This window comes from Streptomyces sp. NPDC033216 (assembly GCF_055577115.1).
Genome location: NZ_JBVIQK010000006.1, coordinates 293,501 through 315,307 on the forward strand (window position 1 = coordinate 293,501; position 21,807 = coordinate 315,307).

Annotated in this window: 19 protein-coding genes and 1 pseudogene; 15 read left to right on the forward strand and 5 right to left on the reverse strand. The window is 73.2% G+C overall.

The features are described 5' to 3' along the window. Positions 1-680 precede the first annotated feature (680 nt). Positions 681-1,523, reverse strand: coding sequence for a DUF4184 family protein (locus tag ACZ5Y0_RS15215; RefSeq protein ID WP_469129119.1), 843 nt, complete (start codon positions 1,521-1,523; stop codon positions 681-683). A gap of 338 nt (positions 1,524-1,861) precedes the next feature. Between ACZ5Y0_RS15215 and ACZ5Y0_RS15220 the strand changes: the two genes are divergently transcribed. From ACZ5Y0_RS15220 to pgfA, 3 genes are all read left to right on the forward strand, one after another. Continuing rightward, positions 1,862-3,694, forward strand: a complete 1,833-nt coding sequence (locus tag ACZ5Y0_RS15220) for a lytic transglycosylase domain-containing protein (RefSeq protein WP_469129120.1) — start codon at positions 1,862-1,864, stop codon at positions 3,692-3,694. A gap of 149 nt (positions 3,695-3,843) precedes the next feature. Beyond that, positions 3,844-3,978: an SPW_0924 family protein gene (locus tag ACZ5Y0_RS15225; protein WP_469129121.1), complete on the forward strand. Its 135-nt coding sequence runs from the start codon at positions 3,844-3,846 to the stop codon at positions 3,976-3,978. A gap of 22 nt (positions 3,979-4,000) precedes the next feature. Continuing rightward, positions 4,001-4,993 carry a cell envelope lipid trafficking protein PgfA gene (gene pgfA, locus ACZ5Y0_RS15230; RefSeq protein WP_469129122.1) on the forward strand — a complete coding sequence of 331 codons (993 nt, stop codon included), beginning with the start codon at positions 4,001-4,003 and terminating at the stop codon, positions 4,991-4,993. Here pgfA and hrpB read toward each other — a convergent pair. Together hrpB and ACZ5Y0_RS15240 are read right to left on the reverse strand one after the other, a co-directional pair. After that, positions 4,983-7,508 (reverse strand): ATP-dependent helicase HrpB, encoded by a 2,526-nt coding sequence (gene hrpB / locus ACZ5Y0_RS15235; RefSeq protein ID WP_469129123.1) that lies wholly within the window; start codon positions 7,506-7,508, stop codon positions 4,983-4,985. The two genes, pgfA and hrpB, sit on opposite strands and share 11 nt — an antisense overlap. Positions 7,509-7,620: 112 nt before the next feature. Continuing rightward, positions 7,621-8,622: a class I SAM-dependent methyltransferase gene (locus ACZ5Y0_RS15240; RefSeq protein ID WP_469129124.1), complete on the reverse strand. Its 1,002-nt coding sequence runs from the start codon at positions 8,620-8,622 to the stop codon at positions 7,621-7,623. A gap of 227 nt (positions 8,623-8,849) precedes the next feature. Between ACZ5Y0_RS15240 and rpsA the strand changes: the two genes are divergently transcribed. From rpsA to ACZ5Y0_RS15260, 4 genes are all read left to right on the forward strand, one after another. Then, positions 8,850-10,352 carry a 30S ribosomal protein S1 gene (rpsA, locus tag ACZ5Y0_RS15245; RefSeq protein WP_469129125.1) on the forward strand — a complete coding sequence of 501 codons (1,503 nt, stop codon included), beginning with the start codon at positions 8,850-8,852 and terminating at the stop codon, positions 10,350-10,352. A 453-nt stretch (positions 10,353-10,805) separates the two neighbouring features. Next, positions 10,806-11,744 carry a PAC2 family protein gene (locus tag ACZ5Y0_RS15250; protein ID WP_467517038.1) on the forward strand — a complete coding sequence of 313 codons (939 nt, stop codon included), beginning with the start codon at positions 10,806-10,808 and terminating at the stop codon, positions 11,742-11,744. A gap of 67 nt (positions 11,745-11,811) precedes the next feature. Further along, on the forward strand, positions 11,812-12,453 hold the full coding sequence (gene coaE, locus ACZ5Y0_RS15255; protein WP_469129126.1) for a dephospho-CoA kinase: 642 nt from the start codon (positions 11,812-11,814) through the stop codon (positions 12,451-12,453). Between the two features lie 50 nt (positions 12,454-12,503). Then, the gene (locus tag ACZ5Y0_RS15260) at positions 12,504-12,884 is read left to right on the forward strand and encodes a tetratricopeptide repeat protein (RefSeq protein ID WP_469129127.1); all 381 of its coding nucleotides are present in this window, start codon (positions 12,504-12,506) and stop codon (positions 12,882-12,884) included. Between the two features lie 60 nt (positions 12,885-12,944). Here the strand turns inward: ACZ5Y0_RS15260 and ACZ5Y0_RS15265 are convergent, their stop codons facing one another. Then, positions 12,945-13,211 (reverse strand): DUF6343 family protein, encoded by a 267-nt coding sequence (locus ACZ5Y0_RS15265; RefSeq protein WP_469129128.1) that lies wholly within the window; start codon positions 13,209-13,211, stop codon positions 12,945-12,947. A gap of 261 nt (positions 13,212-13,472) precedes the next feature. Here ACZ5Y0_RS15265 and ACZ5Y0_RS15270 point away from each other — a divergent pair, with 261 nt between their 5' ends. From ACZ5Y0_RS15270 to ACZ5Y0_RS15305, 8 genes and pseudogenes are all read left to right on the forward strand, one after another. Next, positions 13,473-14,150 (forward strand): class I SAM-dependent methyltransferase, encoded by a 678-nt coding sequence (locus ACZ5Y0_RS15270; RefSeq protein ID WP_469129129.1) that lies wholly within the window; start codon positions 13,473-13,475, stop codon positions 14,148-14,150. An 84-nt stretch (positions 14,151-14,234) separates the two neighbouring features. Then, complete coding sequence (locus ACZ5Y0_RS15275) at positions 14,235-14,693, forward strand: DoxX family protein (protein WP_469129130.1); 459 nt, start codon at positions 14,235-14,237, stop codon at positions 14,691-14,693. Between the two features lie 37 nt (positions 14,694-14,730). Beyond that, the gene (locus tag ACZ5Y0_RS15280; protein WP_469129131.1) at positions 14,731-15,441 is read left to right on the forward strand and encodes a uracil-DNA glycosylase; all 711 of its coding nucleotides are present in this window, start codon (positions 14,731-14,733) and stop codon (positions 15,439-15,441) included. A 467-nt stretch (positions 15,442-15,908) separates the two neighbouring features. Beyond that, on the forward strand, positions 15,909-16,295 hold the full coding sequence (locus tag ACZ5Y0_RS15285; RefSeq protein ID WP_469129132.1) for a hypothetical protein: 387 nt from the start codon (positions 15,909-15,911) through the stop codon (positions 16,293-16,295). After that, positions 16,295-17,062 carry a nucleotidyltransferase family protein gene (locus tag ACZ5Y0_RS15290; RefSeq protein WP_469129133.1) on the forward strand — a complete coding sequence of 256 codons (768 nt, stop codon included), beginning with the start codon at positions 16,295-16,297 and terminating at the stop codon, positions 17,060-17,062. Before ACZ5Y0_RS15285 ends, ACZ5Y0_RS15290 begins: the two co-directional genes overlap by 1 nt. A gap of 216 nt (positions 17,063-17,278) precedes the next feature. Continuing rightward, positions 17,279-19,159, forward strand: a complete 1,881-nt coding sequence (locus ACZ5Y0_RS15295; protein WP_469129134.1) for an FUSC family protein — start codon at positions 17,279-17,281, stop codon at positions 19,157-19,159. Positions 19,160-19,321: 162 nt separating this feature from the next. Then, a pseudogene (locus ACZ5Y0_RS15300) lies at positions 19,322-19,495 on the forward strand (DUF899 domain-containing protein); the annotation flags it as partial. A gap of 143 nt (positions 19,496-19,638) precedes the next feature. Next, the gene (locus ACZ5Y0_RS15305) at positions 19,639-19,815 is read left to right on the forward strand and encodes a hypothetical protein (RefSeq protein WP_392246092.1); all 177 of its coding nucleotides are present in this window, start codon (positions 19,639-19,641) and stop codon (positions 19,813-19,815) included. An 8-nt stretch (positions 19,816-19,823) separates the two neighbouring features. Here ACZ5Y0_RS15305 and ACZ5Y0_RS15310 read toward each other — a convergent pair whose 3' ends face one another. Beyond that, positions 19,824-21,686, reverse strand: coding sequence for an ABC transporter ATP-binding protein (locus tag ACZ5Y0_RS15310; RefSeq protein ID WP_469129189.1), 1,863 nt, complete (start codon positions 21,684-21,686; stop codon positions 19,824-19,826). Positions 21,687-21,807: the final 121 nt, after the last annotated feature.

Consider the following 21,807-nt stretch of genomic DNA (forward strand, 5'->3'; position numbering starts at 1 on the left):
CCACAGCGCCGGAGCCGAGAGGGACCCCGCCGGGCAAGCGGGGTCCCTCTCCTTGCCCGTGCCCCCGCGCGGCTGCGGCGCCTCTCCTCGGCCCGCGCGGCTTCCCCGTCGTTCCCGCTCGCCCGCCCACCGGCGCGCCCGGACGCCCCCCCCGTCTCCCGTCCCCCTCTCCCATCGCCCCGTCACCCCGGGTACATCCCCTGAAGGGACCTCACCCACGTGGCCCTCGAGAAGGCGGCCTCGTGAGCTCCCGGCCGCCAGGATGCGGCCATGGGTATACGCATGCTTCACCGCCGGAAGGCCTCCGCACGCGTTCACGCCACGGCCGCCGCCGGAACACGGGGCGGTCCTGACGCGACGCCTTCCGAGCGGCCGTCTCCGGCCCTTGCGCCCGGCGCCGCCACGCCCCGCCTCCCCGGGTCCCCCCTCAGGACGCCGCACCGGACGGCCGTGCGCCTCCGACGCCGCGCCCTCGCGCTCCTCAGCCGTCGGGGCGGCACTCGGCGCCTCGCGGCCGCGCTCGCACGCGGCTGCCTGGCCCTCGCCCTCGGTGCCCGGCCCCGACGCCGCAGGCCGCGGGCGGGACGCCGTATCACCGTCTTCGTCGCGAGCGCGACACCTGACGCCGACCGTTTCCGCGGGTGCTGACCCAGGTCGGCGGTCGTCCCGCTCCCGCCTCCTCAACCGACGCCGACCTCATCCCCCTGCCGCGAGCCCCGCCCCGCCCCGCGCCACACCCGCACCCGCACCGCACCCGCGTACAGCAGGACCCCCAGCACCAGCCCCGCCCCCGCTCCGAAGCACAGGGTCGGGATCAGCTCGTAGGGCTTGCTGCCCGGTCCGCGGACATCCCACCAGCGGAGCGTTCGGCGAGCGGCAGCCGCCAGGGCGAAGCCGCCGATCACGGCCGCGGCCCACCAGCGGTCGCGCGCCGACAGCACCGGCACGCCGAGTGGCTCGGCCGCGGGGGTCCGGCGCAGCGCGTGCGTGACGAACGTACCGATCACGACCGCCGCGACGGCCGAACCGCCGTACTGGAGGTACCAGTACAGCGGGGAGCCCGCGACCGACTCGCCGAGGACGGGGAACACCCGCATGCCCCACCGGTCGAGGTGGGTGAAGGCGTCCCAGACGACGTGCGTCAGGGCGCCGAGGACCGCGGACGCGTACCACCGGGCCACCGCGGACGGCCGGACGCGCGCGTGTGGCACCCCGCAGCGCGTCAGGACGGCCGTGCGGCCCTGCCGCGCGCGTGGCAGCAGCGCCACGAGCGGCTCACGCACCGACAGCCACAATCCCACCAGCGCCCAGGCGAGGAGCACGTCGACGGTCAGGACGCCCGGGAAGGAGTGCGTGACGTCGCCGAACTCCATCGCTCCGGGCCGGACACTCGCCGCGTAGTAGGTCATGTCGGGAGCGAACGACCCGGCGACGAGGACGGCGGGCACCAGGCGTCCGCGGCCGGTGCCGTCGGCGCGAACGGCGGGCAGCACGGCCGCCGCATGACTCAGCGTGAACGGCAACGAGGCTCCCCGGCACGGATGTTGCCGGACCCGCCGGCCCGGACATCGACGACCCGACCAGTATGCGGGACGCCTCCCGCGCCCCACGGCTTATGGCCGGGTGGTGAAGACCCCCCTCGAACGGGTGCCGGTCGCACCGAAGTTGTCGTAGGGTCGCCTGGGCCGCCACCCGCGCGAACGGCGGTCGGACAACCGAACAGACCAGCGCAAATCGCCCGTGACCGAAACTCTCGCGGCCGGTCGGTCGTCTCCCAGGGGGCGAGCGAGGCAGGGCGTCCCACGGGACGGCGAGACAGAGGAAGACGGGCAATCGAGTGTCCACGGGAGGGGTTCACTTCATGTCGGCGCATTTCGGCAGCAGGCTGCGCAAGGGTGCGGTCAACACCACCGTGGCCGCATTGGCCGTCGCGGCTCTGGCCGCCTCCCAGGCGCCGGACGTCACGGCCGGCGGCGCGGGCGGGCGGACGGCCGCGGACGCCCCGTCCGCCGACAGCGGCTCCGCGACCGGCACCGACGAGAGCGCCACCGGCAACTCGCCGTACTACACGGACCTGCCGCCGCTGAACAGCCCCACCCCGGCGCCGAGTCAGAGCACCGGCATCACCCCGGCCGGCACCGGCGGCACGGAGGCCGGCATCCCCGCGACCGTCCTGGACGCCTACAAGAAGGCCGCGGCGGCGCTCGCCGGTTCCAAGCCCGGCTGCAACATGCCGTGGGAACTCCTCGCGGCCATCGGCAAGGTGGAGTCGGGCCACGCCCGCGGCGGCAACGTCGACGCCGACGGCACCACCCGCTCCGCGATCCTCGGCCCGGTCCTCGACGGCAACGGCTTCGCCGACATCAGCGACACCGACAACGGCGCTTTCGACGGCGACACCGTGCACGACCGCGCCGTCGGCCCCATGCAGTTCATCCCGTCCACCTGGGAGTGGGCCGGCCGTGACGGCAACGGCGACGGCACGAAGGACCCCAACAACGTCTACGACGCCGCGCTGGCCGCCGGTCACTACCTGTGCCGCTTCAGCTGGGACATGTCCACCGACGCCGGCCTGCGCAGCGCGATCCTGAGCTACAACAACTCGACCGACTACTACAACACCGTCGTGTCGTGGCTGGAGTACTACCGCAAGGGCACGCACGAGGTCCCGGACGGCGCCGGCACCCTGCCGGACAACCGCAGCGACGAGAACGGCGGCGGCACGGCCACCTCGCCGTTCCCCGACCTGTCGCCCGAGCCGCCCACGAAGACCCCGCCCCCCGCGACCACCCCGCCCCCCGCGACCAACCCGCCGACCACCCCGCCCCCCGCGACCAACCCGCCGACCACCACGCCCCCCGCGACCACCCCGCCTCCCGCGACGACCCCGACGGACTCCGTCCACCACCTGGAGGACGCGGGCACGGCACGCCTCACCGCCATGGCAGGCGACGTGTTCGGCGACCGGATCGGCACCCGCGCCGAGACCAAGGCCGGCACGGCCGTCGCCAAGGTCCGGGTCCGTTTCACGATCGTCGGCGACACCGACGCACGCTTCACGGGCGGTGAGAGCGTCGCCACGGTCATCACCGACCGCCGGGGCATCGCCACCGCGCCCGCCCTCCAGGCGGGCGAGAAGACCGGCTCCTTCACGGTCCGCGCCACCGTCGTGGGCCGTACGGTCGCGGCCGTGAGCTACTCGGCCAAGGTCACCGCGCGCGCCGCCGACGCCCTGGCCCGCCTCGGCTCGACTGCCCTGACCTGCGTCGCGGGCGGCGAGTTCGCCGACCGGGTCGAGGTGAAGGCCACCTACAAGGGCGCCGTGGCGGGCAAGGTGGATGCCACCGCCACGCTCGTGAAGTCGGCCGACGACCCGACCGCGAACGGCAAGGGTCCCTACTTCAAGGACGCCGCCGGCAACCCGGTCCGCACCCTGACGGACCTCCGCACCGACACGAACGGCGTGCTGACCCTCCCGAAGCTGTACGCGGACGACGCCGCCGGCACGTACCTGCTGCGCGTCACCACCGAGGGCGGCGCCACGCTCACGGTCGAACTGACCGTCACGGCGGCACCGCCGTCCACGCCGACTCCCTCGGACACCCCCTCCGGCACTCCCTCGGACACCCCCTCCGGCACTCCCTCGGGGAGCACCTCCCCGAGCCCCTCCGGAGCGACGACGACCGGCTTGTAGCAACCACCACCGCACCACCGCAGGCGCCCCGCTCCACGCGAGCGGGGCGCCGTCGTCGTGCGCGACGTGTTCTCATCCCGCCCGCCCGTTGCTACGGTGCCGGATCTGACGACCAGTCAGTTCTACTGGCACCTCCGCGGGAGGCCCGCATGCGCGCCCTGATCGCCGCCGCGACCGGCCTCGCCCTCGCGTTCGCCCTGGTCCTCACCCTCGTCGCCCTGGGCACCCCGACCGGCGAGACCTCCCCGAAACCACTGCTGACGACGGTGCCCGCACACCCGTGACCACTCTGGGAGGGAGGCCGACATGCGCCGCAAGGCCGGCCTGATCCTGCTCGCCCTCGCCGTGTTCTTCACGGCGCTGTCCCCGCTGCTGCGCTGGTACGCCTTCCCCCGCCTGGCCAAGGTCCCCGCCAACGCCTACCAGGCCATGGTGCTGGAGGCCCACGACGCCACCCTCCTCGACTACGGCACGATGACCGCCCGCACCGTCCCCAAGGTCACCGTCGTGCAGACCCTCAAGGGCAACGTGGAGGAGTCGGAGCGGATCGAACGCACGGCGGGCCGCGACGTCGTCGTCTGGGACGGCCTGTCCTACGTCCAGGGCCCCGACGGCAAGATGGTCTCCCGCATCCCCGAGCGCTACATCTTCGACGCCCACACCCAAGAACCCGTCCACGCCACCGGGGAGATGGTCGACGGCACCCCCGTCCGCCGCGAGGGCCTGGAGTTCAAATGGCCCTTCCGCGCGGAGAAACGCGACTACGCGTACTTCGACGCGCAGGCCCGTGTCACCGCCCCCATCCACTACAAGGGCACCGAGAGGTTCCGCGGCCTGGAGGTCTACCGCTTCGAGCAGACCATCCCCTGGACCCAGGTCCCCATGCCCAGGACGATGCCCGTCGCCGGGATCACCCCCGAGACCGTCGCCAGGACCGGCACCACCCGCTGGTACACCACCGTCCGCAGGTTCTGGGTCGAACCCGTCACCGGCGCCCCCGTCCACGGCGAGGAGATCCACCGGGAGGAACTGCGCGGCGGCACCCTCCTCGGCGACCGCGACAGGGTGACGGCCTTCGCCGGCCACGTGAAGATGCGCGAGGACTACATCGAGCACACCGTCGACCTGGTCGGCGCCAACCGCACCCTGGTCCTGCTGATGACGTCCTACCTGCCCTGGGGCTTCCTCGCCCTCGGCGGCCTGCTCCTCGCCCTCTCGCTGTACCTGGAGGCCCGCGGCCGGCGCCCCGCCGGCCCGGAGCCTGTCCCCGCCGCCGACGCCGAACCGGTCACCGCCTGAGCCGCGCGTTGGTGTGCCGGGTCGGCTCGGCACCGGCCGGGTCCTCCGGCCACGGATGCTTGGGATACCGGCCCCGCAGCTCCGCCCGCACGCCCTTGTAGCCGTCCTTCCAGAAGGAGGCGAGGTCGGCGGTCACGGCGGCGGGCCGTCCGGCGGGGGACAGCAGGTGCACCAGCAACGGCACCCCCGCCACCCGCGGCGACTCCTGTAGCCCGAACATCTCCTGGAGCTTCACCGCCAGCACCGGCTGTCCGGGGTCCGCGTAGTCGATTCGGATTGCGGACCCACTCGGCACCGTCATCCGCTCCGGCGCCAGTTCGTCCAGCCGCGCCGCCTCCCCGGACGCCCAGGGGAGCAGCCGCGCGAGCGCCTTCCCGGCGTCGATCCGCGCCAGGTCGCCGCGCCGCCGGGCCCGGCTCAGCTCGGGCTCCAGCCACTCGTCCACGCGCGCGTGCAGCGCCGCGTCGGAAACGTCCGGCCACGGCTCCCCGAGACGCGACCTCAGGAACGCCAGTCGCTGCCGCAGCCCCTGCGCCTCCGCCGACCACCGAAGCAGCCCCGGCCCCTCCTCCCGCAGCCCCTCGAGCAACGCCTCCCGCAGGAGCCCGGCGTCGGCGTCGCGCAGCGGCCGCGCCGCCAGCTCCACGGCCCCGAGCCGCTCGACCCGCCGGGCCACGACGTCCCCGTCGAACCAGTGGACCTCCTCGCGCACGTCGAGCAGCGCGCCGGCCGCGAACCGGGCGATCTCCTCGTCGACGACCGCCGCGAGCTGCACCCGCGCGTGTCCCTTGCCTACCGGCCGGTCGGCGACGGCGACCGCGATCCACGGGGCGCCACGCAGCCCCGAGCCGTCCCGCACCTCGGCCCGCGTCCCGGACACCATCAGGTACGAGCCGCCGTCGGCCCTGGCGACCCGCTCCGGGAAGGCGAGAGCGGCGACCACACCGACCCGGCCGTCCTCGCGGGCCGGCGCCGACGGACCCCCGACGGCCCCCTCCACCGGGCCGGAGAACTCCGTCGCCACCGCCCGCAGCCGCCGTACCTCCGCCCGCCAGCGTCCCGCATACGCGTCACTCCCGCGCCGGGCGGCGCGCAGCGCCCCCGCGAGATCGTCGCCGTACTCCCGCGGAGCCTCCTCGCTCAGCAGGGCGACCACCTCCGCCGCCCGTTCCGCCCCCATCAGCGTCGCCCCGTCGAGCAGCGCCCGCCCCAGGCGTGGATGCAACCCGGCCCGCGTCAGCCGGACCCCGCGCTCCGTCGCCCGGCCCGCCGTGTCCACCGCCCCGACCGCCCTCAGCAGCCGGCCCGCCGCCGCCATCGCCCCGCCCGGCGGCGGATCCAGCAGCGCGAGCCCGGACGCCCCGGGATCGCCCCAGCAGGCCGCCTGGAGGGCGAACGCCGTCAGGTCGGCCACCTTGATCTCCGGCGACGGGAACCGGGGCAGGCGGGCGTTCTCGGCCTCCGCCCAGCACCGGTACACCACCCCCGGCGCCTCACGTCCGGCCCGCCCGGCCCGCTGCCGTCCCGCCGCGACCGACGCCCGCACCGTGGCCAGCGCGCTCAGTCCCCGCGCGTGATCCACCCGCGGCTCCCGCGCCAACCCCGAGTCGACGACCACCCGCACGCCCGGCACCGTCAGGGACGACTCGGCGACGGACGTGGCCAGCACGACCCGGCGACGCTCCCCGGGAGCCAGCACCGCGTCCTGCACCGCCGCGGAAGCCCGCCCGTGCACCTGGAGCACGTCCACCCCGTCCAGATCCCCGAGCCGCCCCGCCACCCGCGCTATCTCACCGACCCCCGGCAGGAAGCACAGCACGTCCCCCGGCCGCTCCTCCAGCGCCCGCCGCACCACCGACGCCACGTGCGCCAGCAGCGCGGGGTCCACCCACATGCCGTGCGGCGGCCGCACCGGCCGGATGGGCGGCACCCACACCACCTCGACGTCGTACGACGATCCGTGGGCCTCGACCACCGGCGCGCCGCCCAGCAGCCGGGACCAGCTCGCCGTGTCGGTCGTGGCCGACGCGGCGACCAGCCCCAACTCGGGGCGGAGCGTCTCACGCACGTCCCACAGGAAGGCGGCCGCCGTGTCCGCGTCCAGATGCCGTTCGTGGCACTCGTCCAGCACCACCACGTCGACCCCGGTCAGCTCCTGGTCGCGCTGGAGGCGCTGGATCAGCACACCGGTGGTGACGACCTCCACGCGCGTGTGCCGTCCGACGACACGCTCGCCCCGCACGGTGTAGCCGACACGCTCGCCGGCCCGCTCACCGAGCAGCCACGCCATCCGCCGGGCCGCAGCCCGCGCCGCGATCCGACGTGGCTCCGCCACCACCACCCGCCGCACCGGCCCCTCACCCACCAGCCCGGCCAGCGCCAACGGCACCAGCGTCGTCTTGCCGGTACCGGGCGGCGCCGCCAGCACGGCGGTCCCCCGCCCGGCCAGGGCGTCGCGCAGAGCGGGCAGGGCGGCCCGCACGGGCAGCGCGTCCAGGGCGTCGTAACGGATCACGCCACCCAGTGTCGTACGCCGCAGGAGACGCCCACGCACGCGCGTACCGGCACGGGCGGGCGCGCGTGGGCGTACAGGCGCGCTTACGCCTACAGGGAGGAAGCCGTGCGGATCAGTCCCGCTCGCAGACGAAGATCGCCGTTCCCGGGATCAGACCGCCGCGCAGCGGCGACCAGCCGCCCCACTCCGCCGTGTTCCAGACCGGCCACTCCGGCTCGACCAGGTCCACCAGCCGGAAGCCTCCCGCCACGACGTCACGGACCCGGTCGCCGATCGTCCGGTGGTGCTCGACGTACACCGCCCGGCCCTGGTCGTCCTGCTCGACGTAGGGCGTGCGGTCGAAGTACGACGAGGCGACGGACAGGCCCTCGGGGCCCGGCTCGTCAGGGAAGGCCCAGCGGATCGGATGGGTCACCGAGAAGACGAAGCGTCCGCCCGGCCGCAGCACCCGGCGCACCTCCTTCAGAACCAGCACCGGCTCGGCGACGAAGGGCAGCGCGCCGTACGCCGAACAGGCCAGGTCGAAGGAGCCGTCCGCGAACGGCAGGACGGCCGCGTCGGCGCACACCAGGGGGAACGCCGCGCCGATCCGCAGCGCGTGCTGGAGCTGGCGGTGGGAGACGTCCAGGGCGACCGGGCGGGCACCCTGGGCGGCCAGCCAGCGCGCGCACTGGGCCGCGCCGGCGCCGATCTCGAGGACCGCCTTTCCCTTCAGGTCCTCCGGCGGGCCGAGCAGCTCGGCCTCCACCTCGTCCAGGCCCTCGGGACCCCACACGAAGCGGTCGTCGCCGAGGAAAGTGCCATGTTCGATCTGGTACTCGTCCGCGTTGCGGTCCCACCACCCGCGGTTGGCGCGCGCGCTCTCCGCGACACCGGCCTCGCGGCGGGTGGCTTCCGGCTCGAGGGCCGGCTCAACCTCCGGCTCGAACTCCGGCTCGGACGATACGGGCTCTTGGATGACCGGCTCCCTCGTCGTAATCTTCCGTCCAACCGGCCTCAGGGGGCGCCGTCCCGGTAACCCCGGAAGGGGACTTCCCGCGGTCCGTTTGGCCTCGGAAGAGAGGTTGTGTGCCGGGATTGCGGCGATCCGCCCCGGGTGTGCGCCTTCGCGCATTGACCCTGCCCGGCTGCCCCCGTATGCTACAAGTTGCGCTGCGGGCCTGCGCACCTCAGACGTAGCAGGTTGCGCTCGCATCTGTATGTATGTCCCCTCGGTTGTCGAGGCGCCATCACCGGTTCGGTGAGGCGCTTCCTTGGCTGTCCGGCCTTCTGCAGAGCGAAACGGGCTCCCGGCGTAAGCAGTACCTACGACTCTCTGTCCGTACCGGAGCCCTTTCCCACATGACGAGCAGCACCGAGACCACCGCCACCACCCCGCAGGTTGCGGTCAACGACATCGGTAACGAGGAAGCTTTCCTCGCCGCGATCGACGAGACGATCAAGTACTTCAACGACGGCGACATCGTCGACGGCGTCATCGTGAAGGTCGACCGGGACGAGGTCCTGCTCGACATCGGTTACAAGACCGAAGGTGTCATCCCGAGCCGCGAGCTCTCGATCAAGCACGACGTCGACCCGAACGACGTGGTCGCCGTCGGCGACGAGATCGAAGCCCTCGTTCTCCAGAAGGAGGACAAGGAAGGCCGCCTGATCCTCTCGAAGAAGCGCGCCCAGTACGAGCGCGCCTGGGGCACCATCGAGAAGATCAAGGAAGAGGACGGCATCGTCACCGGTACCGTCATCGAGGTCGTCAAGGGTGGTCTCATCCTCGACATCGGCCTCCGTGGCTTCCTGCCGGCTTCCCTCGTCGAGATGCGCCGTGTCCGCGACCTCCAGCCCTACGTGGGCAAGGAGCTCGAGGCCAAGATCATCGAGCTGGACAAGAACCGCAACAACGTGGTCCTGTCCCGCCGTGCCTGGCTGGAGCAGACCCAGTCCGAGGTTCGCCAGACGTTCCTCACCACCCTCCAGAAGGGTCAGGTCCGCTCCGGCGTCGTGTCCTCGATCGTCAACTTCGGTGCCTTCGTGGACCTGGGTGGCGTCGACGGCCTGGTGCACGTCTCCGAGCTCTCCTGGAAGCACATCGACCACCCCTCCGAGGTTGTCGAGGTCGGCCAGGAAGTCACCGTCGAGGTTCTCGACGTGGACATGGACCGCGAGCGTGTCTCCCTGTCGCTGAAGGCGACGCAGGAAGACCCGTGGCAGCAGTTCGCCCGCACCCACCAGATCGGCCAGGTCGTGCCCGGCAAGGTCACGAAGCTGGTTCCGTTCGGTGCGTTCGTCCGCGTGGACGAGGGCATCGAGGGTCTGGTCCACATCTCCGAGCTGGCCGAGCGCCACGTGGAGATCCCGGAGCAGGTCGTCCAGGTCAACGACGAGATCTTCGTCAAGGTCATCGACATCGACCTCGAGCGTCGTCGCATCAGCCTCTCGCTGAAGCAGGCCAACGAGGCGTTCGGCAGCGACCCGGCCTCGGTCGAGTTCGACCCGACCCTGTACGGCATGGCCGCGTCGTACGACGACCAGGGCAACTACATCTACCCCGAGGGCTTCGACCCCGAGACCAACGACTGGCTCGAGGGCTACGAGACCCAGCGGGAGGCGTGGGAGCACCAGTACGCCGAGGCGCAGACCCGCTTCGAGCAGCACCAGCAGCAGGTCATCAAGTCCCGCGAGGCCGACGCTGCCGCTGCCGCCGAGGGTGGCGAGGCTGCCGCTCCGGCCGCGTCCGGTGGCGGTGGCGGTGGTTCGTACTCCTCCGAGGGTGCGGACACCTCCGGTGCCCTCGCTTCGGACGAGGCGCTCGCCGCGCTCCGCGAGAAGCTGGCCGGTGGGCAGAGCTGAACGCCCACTGAGCACTAGCTCATGACTGAGGGCCCGCACCTTTCGAGGTGCGGGCCCTCAGTGCTGTTCCGTGCGGACGTCGGTTCCTGGCGGACGACGAGCCGTCGCGGCGGAGCCACCCGCGAGACGACCTGCGGGACGCACGAGCAGCTGACGGGACGTCACCCGGCACCGGGACTTCCCGGTCGTCCTCGGGTCTTCGTTCCAGAGCCGGAGGACGGACCTCCGCACGCCGGACGGTGACCGCCCTCCCCACGCGCGTCCCGGCTTACCGGCCCGGCCCTCCCGCGCAGGTCGCACGAAGTCACCGCTCATGTCGTTGCCCCTCCCTGGACCGGGAGTCACGCGTTCGCTCGCCGGTCACTGGCCGCCCCCTGATCAGGGGGCGTGGGCCGGGAATGCCCACGCCGGACCGGACGTTGTCCAGTACGAACACGAGGAGGAGCGGTCCAAGTGCTTGATCCGCAGGGTTTGTACGCATGGGAGCCGAAGGGCCTGGCCGTCGTCGACATGGCGCTCGCCCAGGAGTCGGCCGGACTTGTCATGCTCTACCACTTCGACGGATACATCGACGCGGGGGAGACCGGCGACCAGATCGTCGACCGGCTCCTCGACTCGCTGCCCCACCAGGTCGTCGCCCGCTTCGACCACGACCGGCTGGTGGACTACCGCGCCCGTCGCCCGCTGCTGACCTTCCAGCACGACCGGTGGACGGACTACGAGGAACCGACCATCGAGGTCAGGCTCGTCCAGGACGCCACCGGAGCGCCCTTCCTGCTGCTGTCCGGCCCCGAGCCGGACGTCGAGTGGGAGCGCTTCGCTGTCGCCGTGAAGCAGATCGTGGAGCGCCTCGGCGTGCGCCTGTCGGTGAACTTCCACGGCATTCCCATGGGCGTCCCGCACACCCGCCCCGTGGGCCTCACCCCGCACGGCAACCGCACCGACCTCGTACCGGGGCAGCGCAGTCCCTTCGAAGAGGCTCAGGTGCCGGGCAGCGCCGAGGCTCTCGTCGAGTACCGCCTCATGGAGGCCGGACACGACATCCTGGGCGTCGCCGCGCACGTCCCGCACTACATCGCGCGTTCCGCCTACCCGGACGCCGCGCTGACCGTCCTGGAGGCCATCACGGCCGCCACCGGCCTCGTCCTGCCGAGCGTCGCGCACGCCCTTCGCACGGACGCACACCGCACCCAGACCGAGATCGACCGCCAGATCCAGGAGGGCGACGAGGAGCTGACGGCCCTCGTCCAGGGCCTGGAGCACCAGTACGACGCCGCCGCGGGCGCCGAGACCCGCGGCAACATGCTCGCCGAGCCGGTCGACATCCCGTCCGCCGACGAGATCGGGCGGGAGTTCGAGAAGTTCCTGGCCGAGCGGGAAGGCGAGGGCTGAGGCAGGCAGGGCGCACCCGCGGGGTCTGCCGCGTGCGCCGCGGGCGGCAGGCCCTAAGCTTCCCGTCATGCTGAAGGTGGGCCTGACCGGCGGAATCGGCGCCGGCAAGAGCGAGGTGTCGCGGCTGCTCGTGGAGTGCGGCGCCGTACTGATCGACGCGGACCGCATCGCGCGCGAGGTCGTCGCGCCGGGGACGCCCGGCCTCGCGGCGGTCGTCGAGACCTTCGGCGAGGGCATCCTCGCCGACGACGGCAGCCTCGACCGGCCAGGGCTCGGTGCGATCGTCTTCGCCGACTCCGACAGGCTCGCCGCGCTCAACGCGATCGTGCACCCCCTGGTCGGTGCCCGCTCGCGCGAACTGGAGACCGCCGCCCCCGAGGACGCCGTCGTCGTCCACGACGTCCCCCTCCTCACGGAGAACGGGCTCGCCCCCCTGTACGACGTGGTGGTGGTCGTCGACGCCGACCCCGCCACCCAACTCGACCGGCTCGTGCGGCTGCGTGGCATGAGGGAAGAGGACGCCCGCGCGCGGATGGCCGCACAGGCGACCCGTGAGCAGCGCCGGCGGATCGCCGACATCGTCATCGCCAACGACGTACCGCTGCCCGACCTGGAGCGACGCGTGAAGGACGTATGGGCCGACCTGGTCCGCCGGGCGCACGCATCCGGGCGGTCCGGCCACCCGTCCGGCGAGCGGTCGAAGGAATAGCGGCCGCAGCCGTGCGCGTTGAACGCTACGAGTGAGGGAAGGAATTTTCCGTGCCCGAAACCAGCGGTCCGACCGGACGTACTCCGGAGACGCACGTCATCGACTTCCGCGCGGCCGAGCAACTTCTGGCCGCACGGGATCCGCGGGGCGCGGTGAAGCTGCTAGACGGCGTCATCGCCGCGTATCCCGAGAACACCGCCGCCCGGCTGCTGCGGGCGCGCGCCTTCTTCGCCGCCGCGCAACTGCGGCCCGCCGAACTGGAGTTCACGATCGTCCTGGAGCGGGAGCCGGACAACGCGTTCGCCCACTTCGCGCTCGCCCGCACCTACGAGCGGCAGGGCCGCGCCGACCAGGCCAAACGCCACTTCCGTCTGGCCGCCGCGCTGGACCCGAACCCGCAGTACCTGAAGGCGGCACGGTTCGAGTCCTAGCGGTCGTCGGGCCACTGGTGGTCGATTCAGCGGTCGTCGAGTCCTGGCCTGGTCTCGCCCTCAGGGGTGGTGCTGCTCCGGCGGCCGGTACGGCGGGACGTCGGGGCCCGGCTGGTAGTGGGGCCCCTGGCGAAGATGCCTGCTGATCCTCGACAGGTCGATGCCGATCACCAGCCACAGCACCCCGCAGGCGATCGCCCAGCCGGGACGCCCCACGAGCGCGAAAGCGACCGTCCCGAAGATCGCCCAGAGCAGCCCCCACACACTCAGCCACAGCCTCATCCTCAGAGCACTGCGCGCTGTCACCGGCTCACTGCCCGTACGCATCGGATCATCACTCCTCTCTGCAACGTACTCCTCGGTCCGGACGTTCTCCAGGGGGGCAGGGGGGCAGGGGGGCAGGGGGGGCAGGGACCGAGGGCCGGGAGGCGGGGCGAGGGTCCGGGGTGGGGCGAAGAGAGGCGTCCCATCGAGGTCACCGCGTTCACCGCGTTCACCGAAAGCGCGACCCTCACTCGAACGAATGAACCGGCGGAGTGGGGGAACGGCCGTACGGGCATGGGCCGTTGGACGGGTATGAGGCTGGAAATGCGAGAGGGGCACGACGGGACGGGCCCCGGTGCCATCACCCCCGACGGCTGCGCGGTCGAGCTGTACAGCCGCCTTCCGGTGGGTGACGAGCCCGACATCATCACCGCCGCCGTTCCCGCGGGCGCGCACATCCTGGAGCTGGGCAGCGGCGTCGGCCGCGTGACCCACCCGCTCCTGGAGCGCGGGTTCACGGTGACGGCGGTCGACGAGTCCGCCGAGATGCTCGACCGCGTCCGGGGGGCGCGCACCCTGTGCGGCCCCATCGAGGCCCTCAACCTGGACGAGACCTTCGACGTGGTGATGCTCGCGTCGTTCCTCGTCCACGCGGGGGACGAGGAGGTCAGACGCGGCTTGCTGCGCACCTGTGCCCGGCACATGGCGAAGGACGGGTGTGTCCTGATCCAGCGGGAGGGCGAGGACTACCACACCGACCTGCCCCGGGAGCGCATTCACCCGAGCGGCTTCACCACGCGGATCCTGTCGGCCGAACCCGTCGGTGACGGCGTCAACTCGGTGCGCGCGGAGTACGTGTTCCCGGACGCCACATGGACCCAGACATTCCGCTCCCGGCCCCTGACCAGGGACCAGTTCGAGGAGGCACTGGCGGAGGCGGGACTGAAGGTGGACCGGTATCTGACCGAGGACCGCGTATGGGTGAGGGCGGTGAAGCGATGAAGAGCGGCGGAGACCGATGAGTTCACGGTGGGGGAGCGGTCCTTGTCTCCGACACATGACGAACCGCTTCCCCCAGGAGACCCTGTGCCCGAGACCACGGCCCCCCTCCCCTCCGCCGCCACCACCCGCCCCGAGTCCCGGACCGCCGGACGACGGCGGGCCCGCATCGCACTGCACGGCCTGGAGGTGCTGCTCGCCCTCTTCTACGGGATCGCCAGCGCACTGCCGAAGCTGATCGCCCATCCGTCGGCGGCCGAGGGCTTCGACAAGCTCGGCTGGGGCGCCACCGGCATGTACGCCATCGGTGTCCTCGAGCTGGCCGGTGCCGTGGCCCTGCTGATCCCGGTGCTCCGGTCGGTGGCCGCGGTCTCCCTGGGGGCGCTCATGGTGGGTGCGTTCATCGTGACGATCGTCGCCATGGACGGGCAGAACGCGGCGACACCCCTCGTCCTGCTCGTCCCGCTGGGCCTCATCGCCTGGGCGCGACGCGACTCCGTGAAGGATCTGCTGCGGCTGGTGCGGCGCACACCGGCGACCATCTGATCCTTCGGTCCCGGCGCCACCGTCCTACCGTGGGCCCATGGACTCGGACGACTATCTGGACACGCATCCCCTTCCCGCCTTGGACCGGCGGGTCGCGGGGTGCCGGGCCTGTCCCCGGCTCGTCGAGTGGCGGGAGGAGGTGGCCCGTACGAAGCGGGCGGCCTTCGCCGACCAGACGTACTGGGGGCGGCCGGTGCCGGGGTTCGGTCCGGCCGACGCGCGGTTGCTGATCGTGGGGCTGGCCCCGGCCGCGCACGGCGGGAATCGCACGGGCCGTATGTTCACGGGCGACCGCTCCGGAGACGTGCTGTACCAGGCGCTGTACGACGTGGGGCTCGCCTCGCAGCCGACCTCCGTGTCCGCCCACGACGGCTTGGCCCTCCACGGGGTGCGGGTCACCTCGCCCGTGCACTGCGCGCCGCCCGCGAACAAGCCGACCCCGCGGGAGCGGGACGCCTGTCGCCCCTGGCTCGTCCAGGAGTTGCGGCTGCTGCGGCCGACCCTGCGGGCAGCCGTCGTGCTGGGGGGATTCGGCTGGCAGGCCACGCTGCCGGCGTTCGCGGAGGCGGGGTGGGCCGTGCCCCGGCCCCGGCCGGCCTTCGCGCACGGGGCACGGGTGCCACTCGACGGCCTGCACCTCTTCGGCTGCTTCCATGTCAGCCAGCGCAACACCTTCACCGGACGCCTGACCCCGGAGATGCTGCGGGAGGTGCTGAGTACGGCGGCGACGGCGGCGGGCCTGAGCTGACCGGCCCGACCGTGCCGGGCCGCGCCCGATCGGTGGGGTCCGGCCTGTTACCGAAGAGATGCCGCAGCGTGGAGCGGTGGCCGGTGGCCGGTGGCCGGTAGCCGGTGGACCGGTAGTCGGTGAAGCGGTCGGCGTGGGCCGCGACCGCGTACTGGTCGTGATGTACCAGCGCTCCGGTCCAGCCCCGCATCCGCAGTCCGGCCAACGACACGTACCGTCGTTCGTCCTCCGCGTACCTCACAGCCTCCGACTCCCCCCGCAGTCCCGCCCCGTCGTGACACTCCGTGACGACACGTCCATTGAAGCGCGCCCCACTGACAATCGCCCTCGCCGCGATAACCGCTGGACGGACACGGGCCTCGGGCGCCACCCTTCCTCCCATGCGCACCAAGCATCTGGGCCGTTTCTCGGCGGCGGACTTCTAGCGGGCCGCGCCGGAAGTCCCGGCGGGCTCGCGGAGGTCTGCCATGTCCCGCACCGTTCACCACATCCGCCCCCGGCACCGCAACCATCACCCGGCTCCCTGGTCGACCCGGTGGGCCGGTCTACGTTCCGGGCACCGCCTCGTCCAACTCCGCCTCACCACCGAGGAGTCGGCCCGCGCGCGGCGCGAGGGCCGCCGCCCGCGCCGCGTCCCCGTCGCGTGCGCCTTCACCGCGTACACCTATCCGCGCTCTCTCGGGGCGGGAGTCGACGGCCCGTACGAGTCGCGCGCCCGAGCAGCCCTGGCCGTCTTCCGCACGACCGCCCGCAACCGTCTGCGCGCGGCCCCGCCCGGCGCCCTGCTCGACGTCGCCGAGGACCTGGACCACCCGCCGACCCGCCACCGTCACCGAGACATCTGGGACTTCTGATGGACGCAGCCTTCCTCCACGCCACCACCGACCGCCTGGCCGCCCTTCCCGGCGTCCGCGCTGTCGCCCTCGGCGGCTCCCGCGCCCAGGGCACGCACCGCCCCGACAGCGACTGGGACCTGGCCGTCTACTACCGGGGCGCCTTCGACCCGGCCGACCTGCGGGCCGTCGGCTGGGAGGGCGAGGTGTCGGAGATCGGCGCGTGGGGCGGCGGCGTCTTCAACGGCGGCGCCTGGCTCACCATCGACGGACGGCGCGTCGACGTCCACTACCGTGACCTGGACGTCGTCGCCCACGAACTGGGCGAGGCGGAGCAGGGCCGTTTCCGCGTGGAACCACTGTTGTTCCACCTCGCGGGCATCCCGAGCTATCTCATCGTCGCCGAGCTGGCGATCAACCAAGTGCTGCACGGGGAGCTGCCGCGACCGGCCGCCTACCCGGGCAGGCTCCGCCGCACGGCATGCGACCGCTGGTACGGCGCCGCTAGCGCCACCCTCGCCTACGCGACCGCCCACCACACGGCCCAGGACCGGCGCACGGAGGCCGCGGGCGCCCTGGCCGTCGCCGCCGCCCAGGCCGGGCACGCGGTGCTCGCCGCGCGGGGGGAGTGGGTGACGAACGAGAAGCGGCTGCTGGAGCGGGCCGGGCTGCGGGGCGTCGACGACCTTGTCGCCCGGATCGTCCACGGCGGCGTCCCGGAGGCGCTCGACCGGGCCCGACTCCTCTTCGAGGAGACGGTGGCGGCGGCCGAGGCCACGCGCGCGTGAGAAGTCGCGACCACCCCGGGCGCCGCCCAGGCAGTTGCGTTCATCACCACAGTTGCGTTCATAAAGAATCCGGGATCCGACCCAGGCGTCACCTTCCCGCAACGTGGCTGTCCCACCTTCTCCAGAAGCAACCCGTACCGTGGAGACCCAGTCCGAGCAGCAGCCCCGGTCACCGTCGCCCGAAGGCACTCCCCGCCCTCGTCCGAACGGAGCCATGTGTCCCCGCGTTCCGCCGTTGCCGATCGCACCATCGCCGCCCTGCCCCCCTGGCTCGCGCACGCCCTGCGGGCCCAGCGGGGACCCGTCCCGTGGAGCGCGGTCGTACGGGGCGCGCTCGCCGCCGGGCCGCTCCTGCTCATCGCCGTTCTCGCCGGCCGTACGTCCCTCGGAGTCGTCGCCGCCATCGCCGCCATGCTCGCCGGGATCAACGACCGCCCCGGCAGCCGGCGCGCCGCCGTCCGGCGGCTCGGGGCGCCCGCGCTCGCCGGGGCGGCCGGACTCCTCGTCGGGACGTACGCCGGGGACCACGTCGGCGCGGTCGCGCTGACGCTCGTGCTCACCGCCCTGGGCCTCCTCGCCGGGGGCATGAGCGCCATCGGGCCCGTCGCCTCGGGAGGCGGAACCCAACTCCTCGTCGCCGCGGCCGTCGGCGCCGGGATGCCGCTGCCCGACAGCGGCTGGGCGCGGGCCCTGGCCTTCCTCGCCGGTGCCGGATGGCTTATCGTGCTGCGGCTCGCCCTGCCCACCCCCGGCGCACTGGCCGGGGATTTCCGCTTCGACGGGGAACGGGCGGCCGTGGCTGGCGTGTACGAGGCCGTCGCCGCTCTCCTCGACGCCGTCGGCAGCGAGCACGCCACCGCCCGCCGCGCCGCCCTCACCGCTGCCCTCGACCACGCCGAGGACGCCCTGGCCGGCCCCCGGCTGCGCCGCTACGCCAGTTCAGCGGCCGAGCGCCGACTGCACGCCCAGTACGCCGCCGCCCTGCCCCTGGCCGAGGCGGCCACCGCCCTCGCCTGGGCCGGCGGCCCCCTCACCGACCGGGTCGCCGAGGGACCCCGGCGCCTCGCCGCCGCCGTACGGGAGAGCACGGCCACCGGGCCGCTGCCCGCGCCCGCCCGGTCGGCGCCCGCGCTGCGCGCCCTCGACGACGCCCTGCTTCAGGCCGCCCACGCCTTCGACCAGGGCGACGGCGCGGACCTGCACACCCGCCGGCGCGGTGCCCGGGACCTGCTGCGGACCGTCTTCGGGGCCGGCGGGCGCGAGTACGGGCTGCGGGTCGCCCTCTGCTTCGGCGCCAGCGCCGCCATCGCCCAGGCCCTGCACCACTCCCACTGGTACGGGCAGCACACGCACTGGTACTGGCTGCCCGCCACCGCGGTCTTCCTCGTCAAGCCCGACCTGGGGCCGCTCGTCTCCCGCGTACTGTGCCGGGCCGCGGGTACCGTCCTCGGGGCGCTGATCTTCGCGGGGCTCGCGGTGGTGCTGCCGCACCCGGAGGGGCTGGTGGCGCTGGTCGCCGTCTGCGGGGCGCTGATCCCCGTCTCCACCCGGCACTTCGCAGCCCAGACCGCCGTCGTCACGGTCCTCGTCCTGTCGCTCGTCATGGCCGGCGGGGAGCCGCAGGCGTCCGTCGGGCGGATCGGGGAGACGCTGCTGGCCTGTGCGATCGTGCTGTTGGTCGGTCATCTGCCGATGCCTGGGGAGCGCGGCGGTCATGTGCGTGCCCGGCTCGCGTCCGCCGCGGGCGCCGCGCACCTCTACCTCGTTCACGTGCTGGACGGCTCGGACGACCGCGCCGCCCGCTGGACCCTGCGCCGCGAGGCCTACCGGACGCTCGCCGAGGCCCGTGCCGCCATCGCCCTCTCGGCCGCCGAACTGCCCGCGCTCGCCCGGCACACCGAAGGTACCGACGAGGTCGCCGCCCTCCTCGAACGCCTCGTCGACACGACCACCGCCGCCGCCGTCCACCTCGACGACACCGGACGGCTCGACCGCCGCCACCGCGACCGGCTCACCGAACTCCTCGAAGAACTGGCCGCGCACCGGGAACGGGTGGGGCTGCCGACGGGCGTCACGGGCCGGGCCGTCACGGTCTGACCGGAACCCCGTGCTCTTCCGGGCACCGGACGAGCCGACGTAGGACCGGAGCGGGCTGTCGAAGCCCTCCAGGCACCGTCGTGGAGCCGGGCGAGCCGTCGTGGGGCCGTCGGGCTCGCCACGGAAGGTGCCGCCTCCGACGGCAACCTCGACGTCCGGGAGTGGACGCGAGGACTCGACGGGCTCGGCTCCACCACCAGGCTGCTCGACCTGACGGCCCTCGGCCGCAAGGAGCACTGGGAGGAGCCGAAGGGGCGGTCGTCGACTCTCGGCGCGCCGGCGGGCGGTGCGCGCGTTCGCTATCACGACGTGTACGAATTCTGGCGCGTAGAGTAACCGGCGTGTTCACGAGGTGACCGGATCCTCACACTCCGCGTTGAACTTGTGTCAACTACGTCTCAGTCCCGTCACTGACCGAGGCGTTCCACCTCCGACAGCGTTAACTCCTACAGGTACAACGCTTATCGGAGGTGTGCGAGATGGTGAACGGGCGAACAGTGCTCGAACGCTTTCCCGCGGGCGGGCCGCGCGGGTCGTGGCCCGCTGAGGAGTTCGCGCAGGCGCGGCGCATGGAGGGACTGGCAGCCGAGGTTGTCATGGACCTCGCGACCGACACGTTCCTGGTGGTCGTCCGCGGCGGCGAGGCCACCGACTGACGCCGTGGTCAGCCCGCGTTCGAGGCGGACACCGGACCCGTCGACGGGGTGGTGAACTGCTCCGCCTGAAGCGCGTACAGCTCCGCGTAGACCCCGCCCTTGGCCAGCAGCTCCTCCGGAGTTCCGGACTCCACGAGCCGGCCCTGCTCCAGGACGTGCACCAGGTCCGCGTGCCGGACGGACGCCAGCCGGTGGGTGATCAGCACGACCGTCTGGCCGCCGTCGGCCAGCGCGCGGATCTTCTCGAAGACCTCCAGCTCCGCCCGCGCGTCCAGGGCCGCCGTCGGCTCGTCCACGATCAGGATGCGGCCACGCCGGTACGCCGCCCGTGCGATGCCCAGCCGCTGCCACTGACCGCCGGACAGTTCATGTCCGCCGCTGAAGTGGCGGGCCAGCAGAGTGTCCAGGCCGCGCGGCAGATCCGCGACCACCTCCTCGGCGCCCGCCTCGCCGATCGCGTCGGCCAGCCGCTCCTCGGTCAACGGCGCCGATGAGCGGCCGACGGCCACGTTGACCCGGGCCGTGAACGGCCACCGCTTGAAGTCCTGCGCCACCATCGCGATGCGCTCCGCCAGCCGGCGCCGGTCGGCGTCGGCCGCGTCCACGCCGTCCCACAGGATCCGCCCCTCATCCGGCCGGTACAGCCCCGCCAGCAGCTTCACCAGGGTCGTCTTGCCGGAGCCGTTCTCCCCGACGAGCGCGATGATCCGGCCGAGCGGCAGGGTGAGTGTCACGTCGTCCAGGGCGGGCCGGGCGGACTCCCCCGGATAGCGGAAGGAGACGTTCTCGAAGCGGATCTCCCGAGGATCCTCCGGCAGGGCGCTGCCGCCCTCCGGGATCGCCCGTTCGGCCGCCTCCACGTACAGGCGTTGCAGATCGCCCACGAACAGCGCTTCCTCGTGGAGCTGGTTGACCTCCAGGACCAGCGTGTTCAGGCTCGCCGACCCGCTGCGGATCGCGATGACGGCCGTGCCGGCCACCGCCAGCGCCATCGTCCCGGTGAGCAGCAGACCGCCGAGCGTGGCGTACGTCGCCAGCGTGGCCAGGCCCGTCCAGGCCGCCGCGAACAAGCCGGTGCGGGCGGCGAGCCGGGCCAGGCGGGCCTGCTCCGCCTCCGCGGTCTCCGACATCGCCCGGAAGTGCCGCAGCAGGAAGGGGCCGACTCCGTGGACGCGGATCTCGGGGGCCGCCGCCGGCTCGGTGAGCAGGCCCGCGAGCAGGTGGCCCGCGCGCGCGTGCTGCACCCAGGTGTGGAAGGACTCGTAGCGGCGCCGCGCGTTCGTCAGGGCGCTCCAGGCGCTGGGCAGCGTCATGGTGGCCAGCAGCGGGTGCAGGACGGTCAGCACGCCGGCGGCCGCGATCAGCGAGATCAGCGCGTTCACCACGCGCGTGCCGTGACTGATCATGTAGCGGCTGGACCGGGCGCCGTACTGCGCGGTGTCCAGCAGCTTGTGGAAGGCGTGGTCCTCGATCGCGGCCAGCTCCACGGCGGCCGCCCGCTCCAGGTACCGCTCGGTCGCCACCCGCTCCACCTTGGGCTCGAGACGCCCGGTCGCGTACGTCGACGCGGCCCGCAGCACCACGGCGACGAGCAGGACGGCGGCCACGACGGCCAGTGCGGGGGCCGCGCCGCGCAGCCGGTCCTCGATCGGGCCGCCGGCGATGAGCCGGCCGAGCACGGTGTTCACCGCCAGCAGGCTGACCGCCTGCGCCACGCCCCGGCCCAGCTCGGCGGCCACCACGATCCGGGCCGCCTGCGGATCGGCGTGCCGGGCCAGCCGGAGACTGGCGGACAGGAGGGACGGCAGCCGGGTCACCATGGCGCGGAAATTCAGCTCCAGGAACGCGTCCCGGTGCTGGTTCCACCCCATGTCGTAGCGGAGCGGGCCCCCGAAGAGCAGGCGCTCCGACTCCGACACCTCGCGTTCGTCACGACCCTTTTGTCCCGGCGCCTTCCGCACCCTCGGCCTCCCCCGATCGTGGACGGATGGC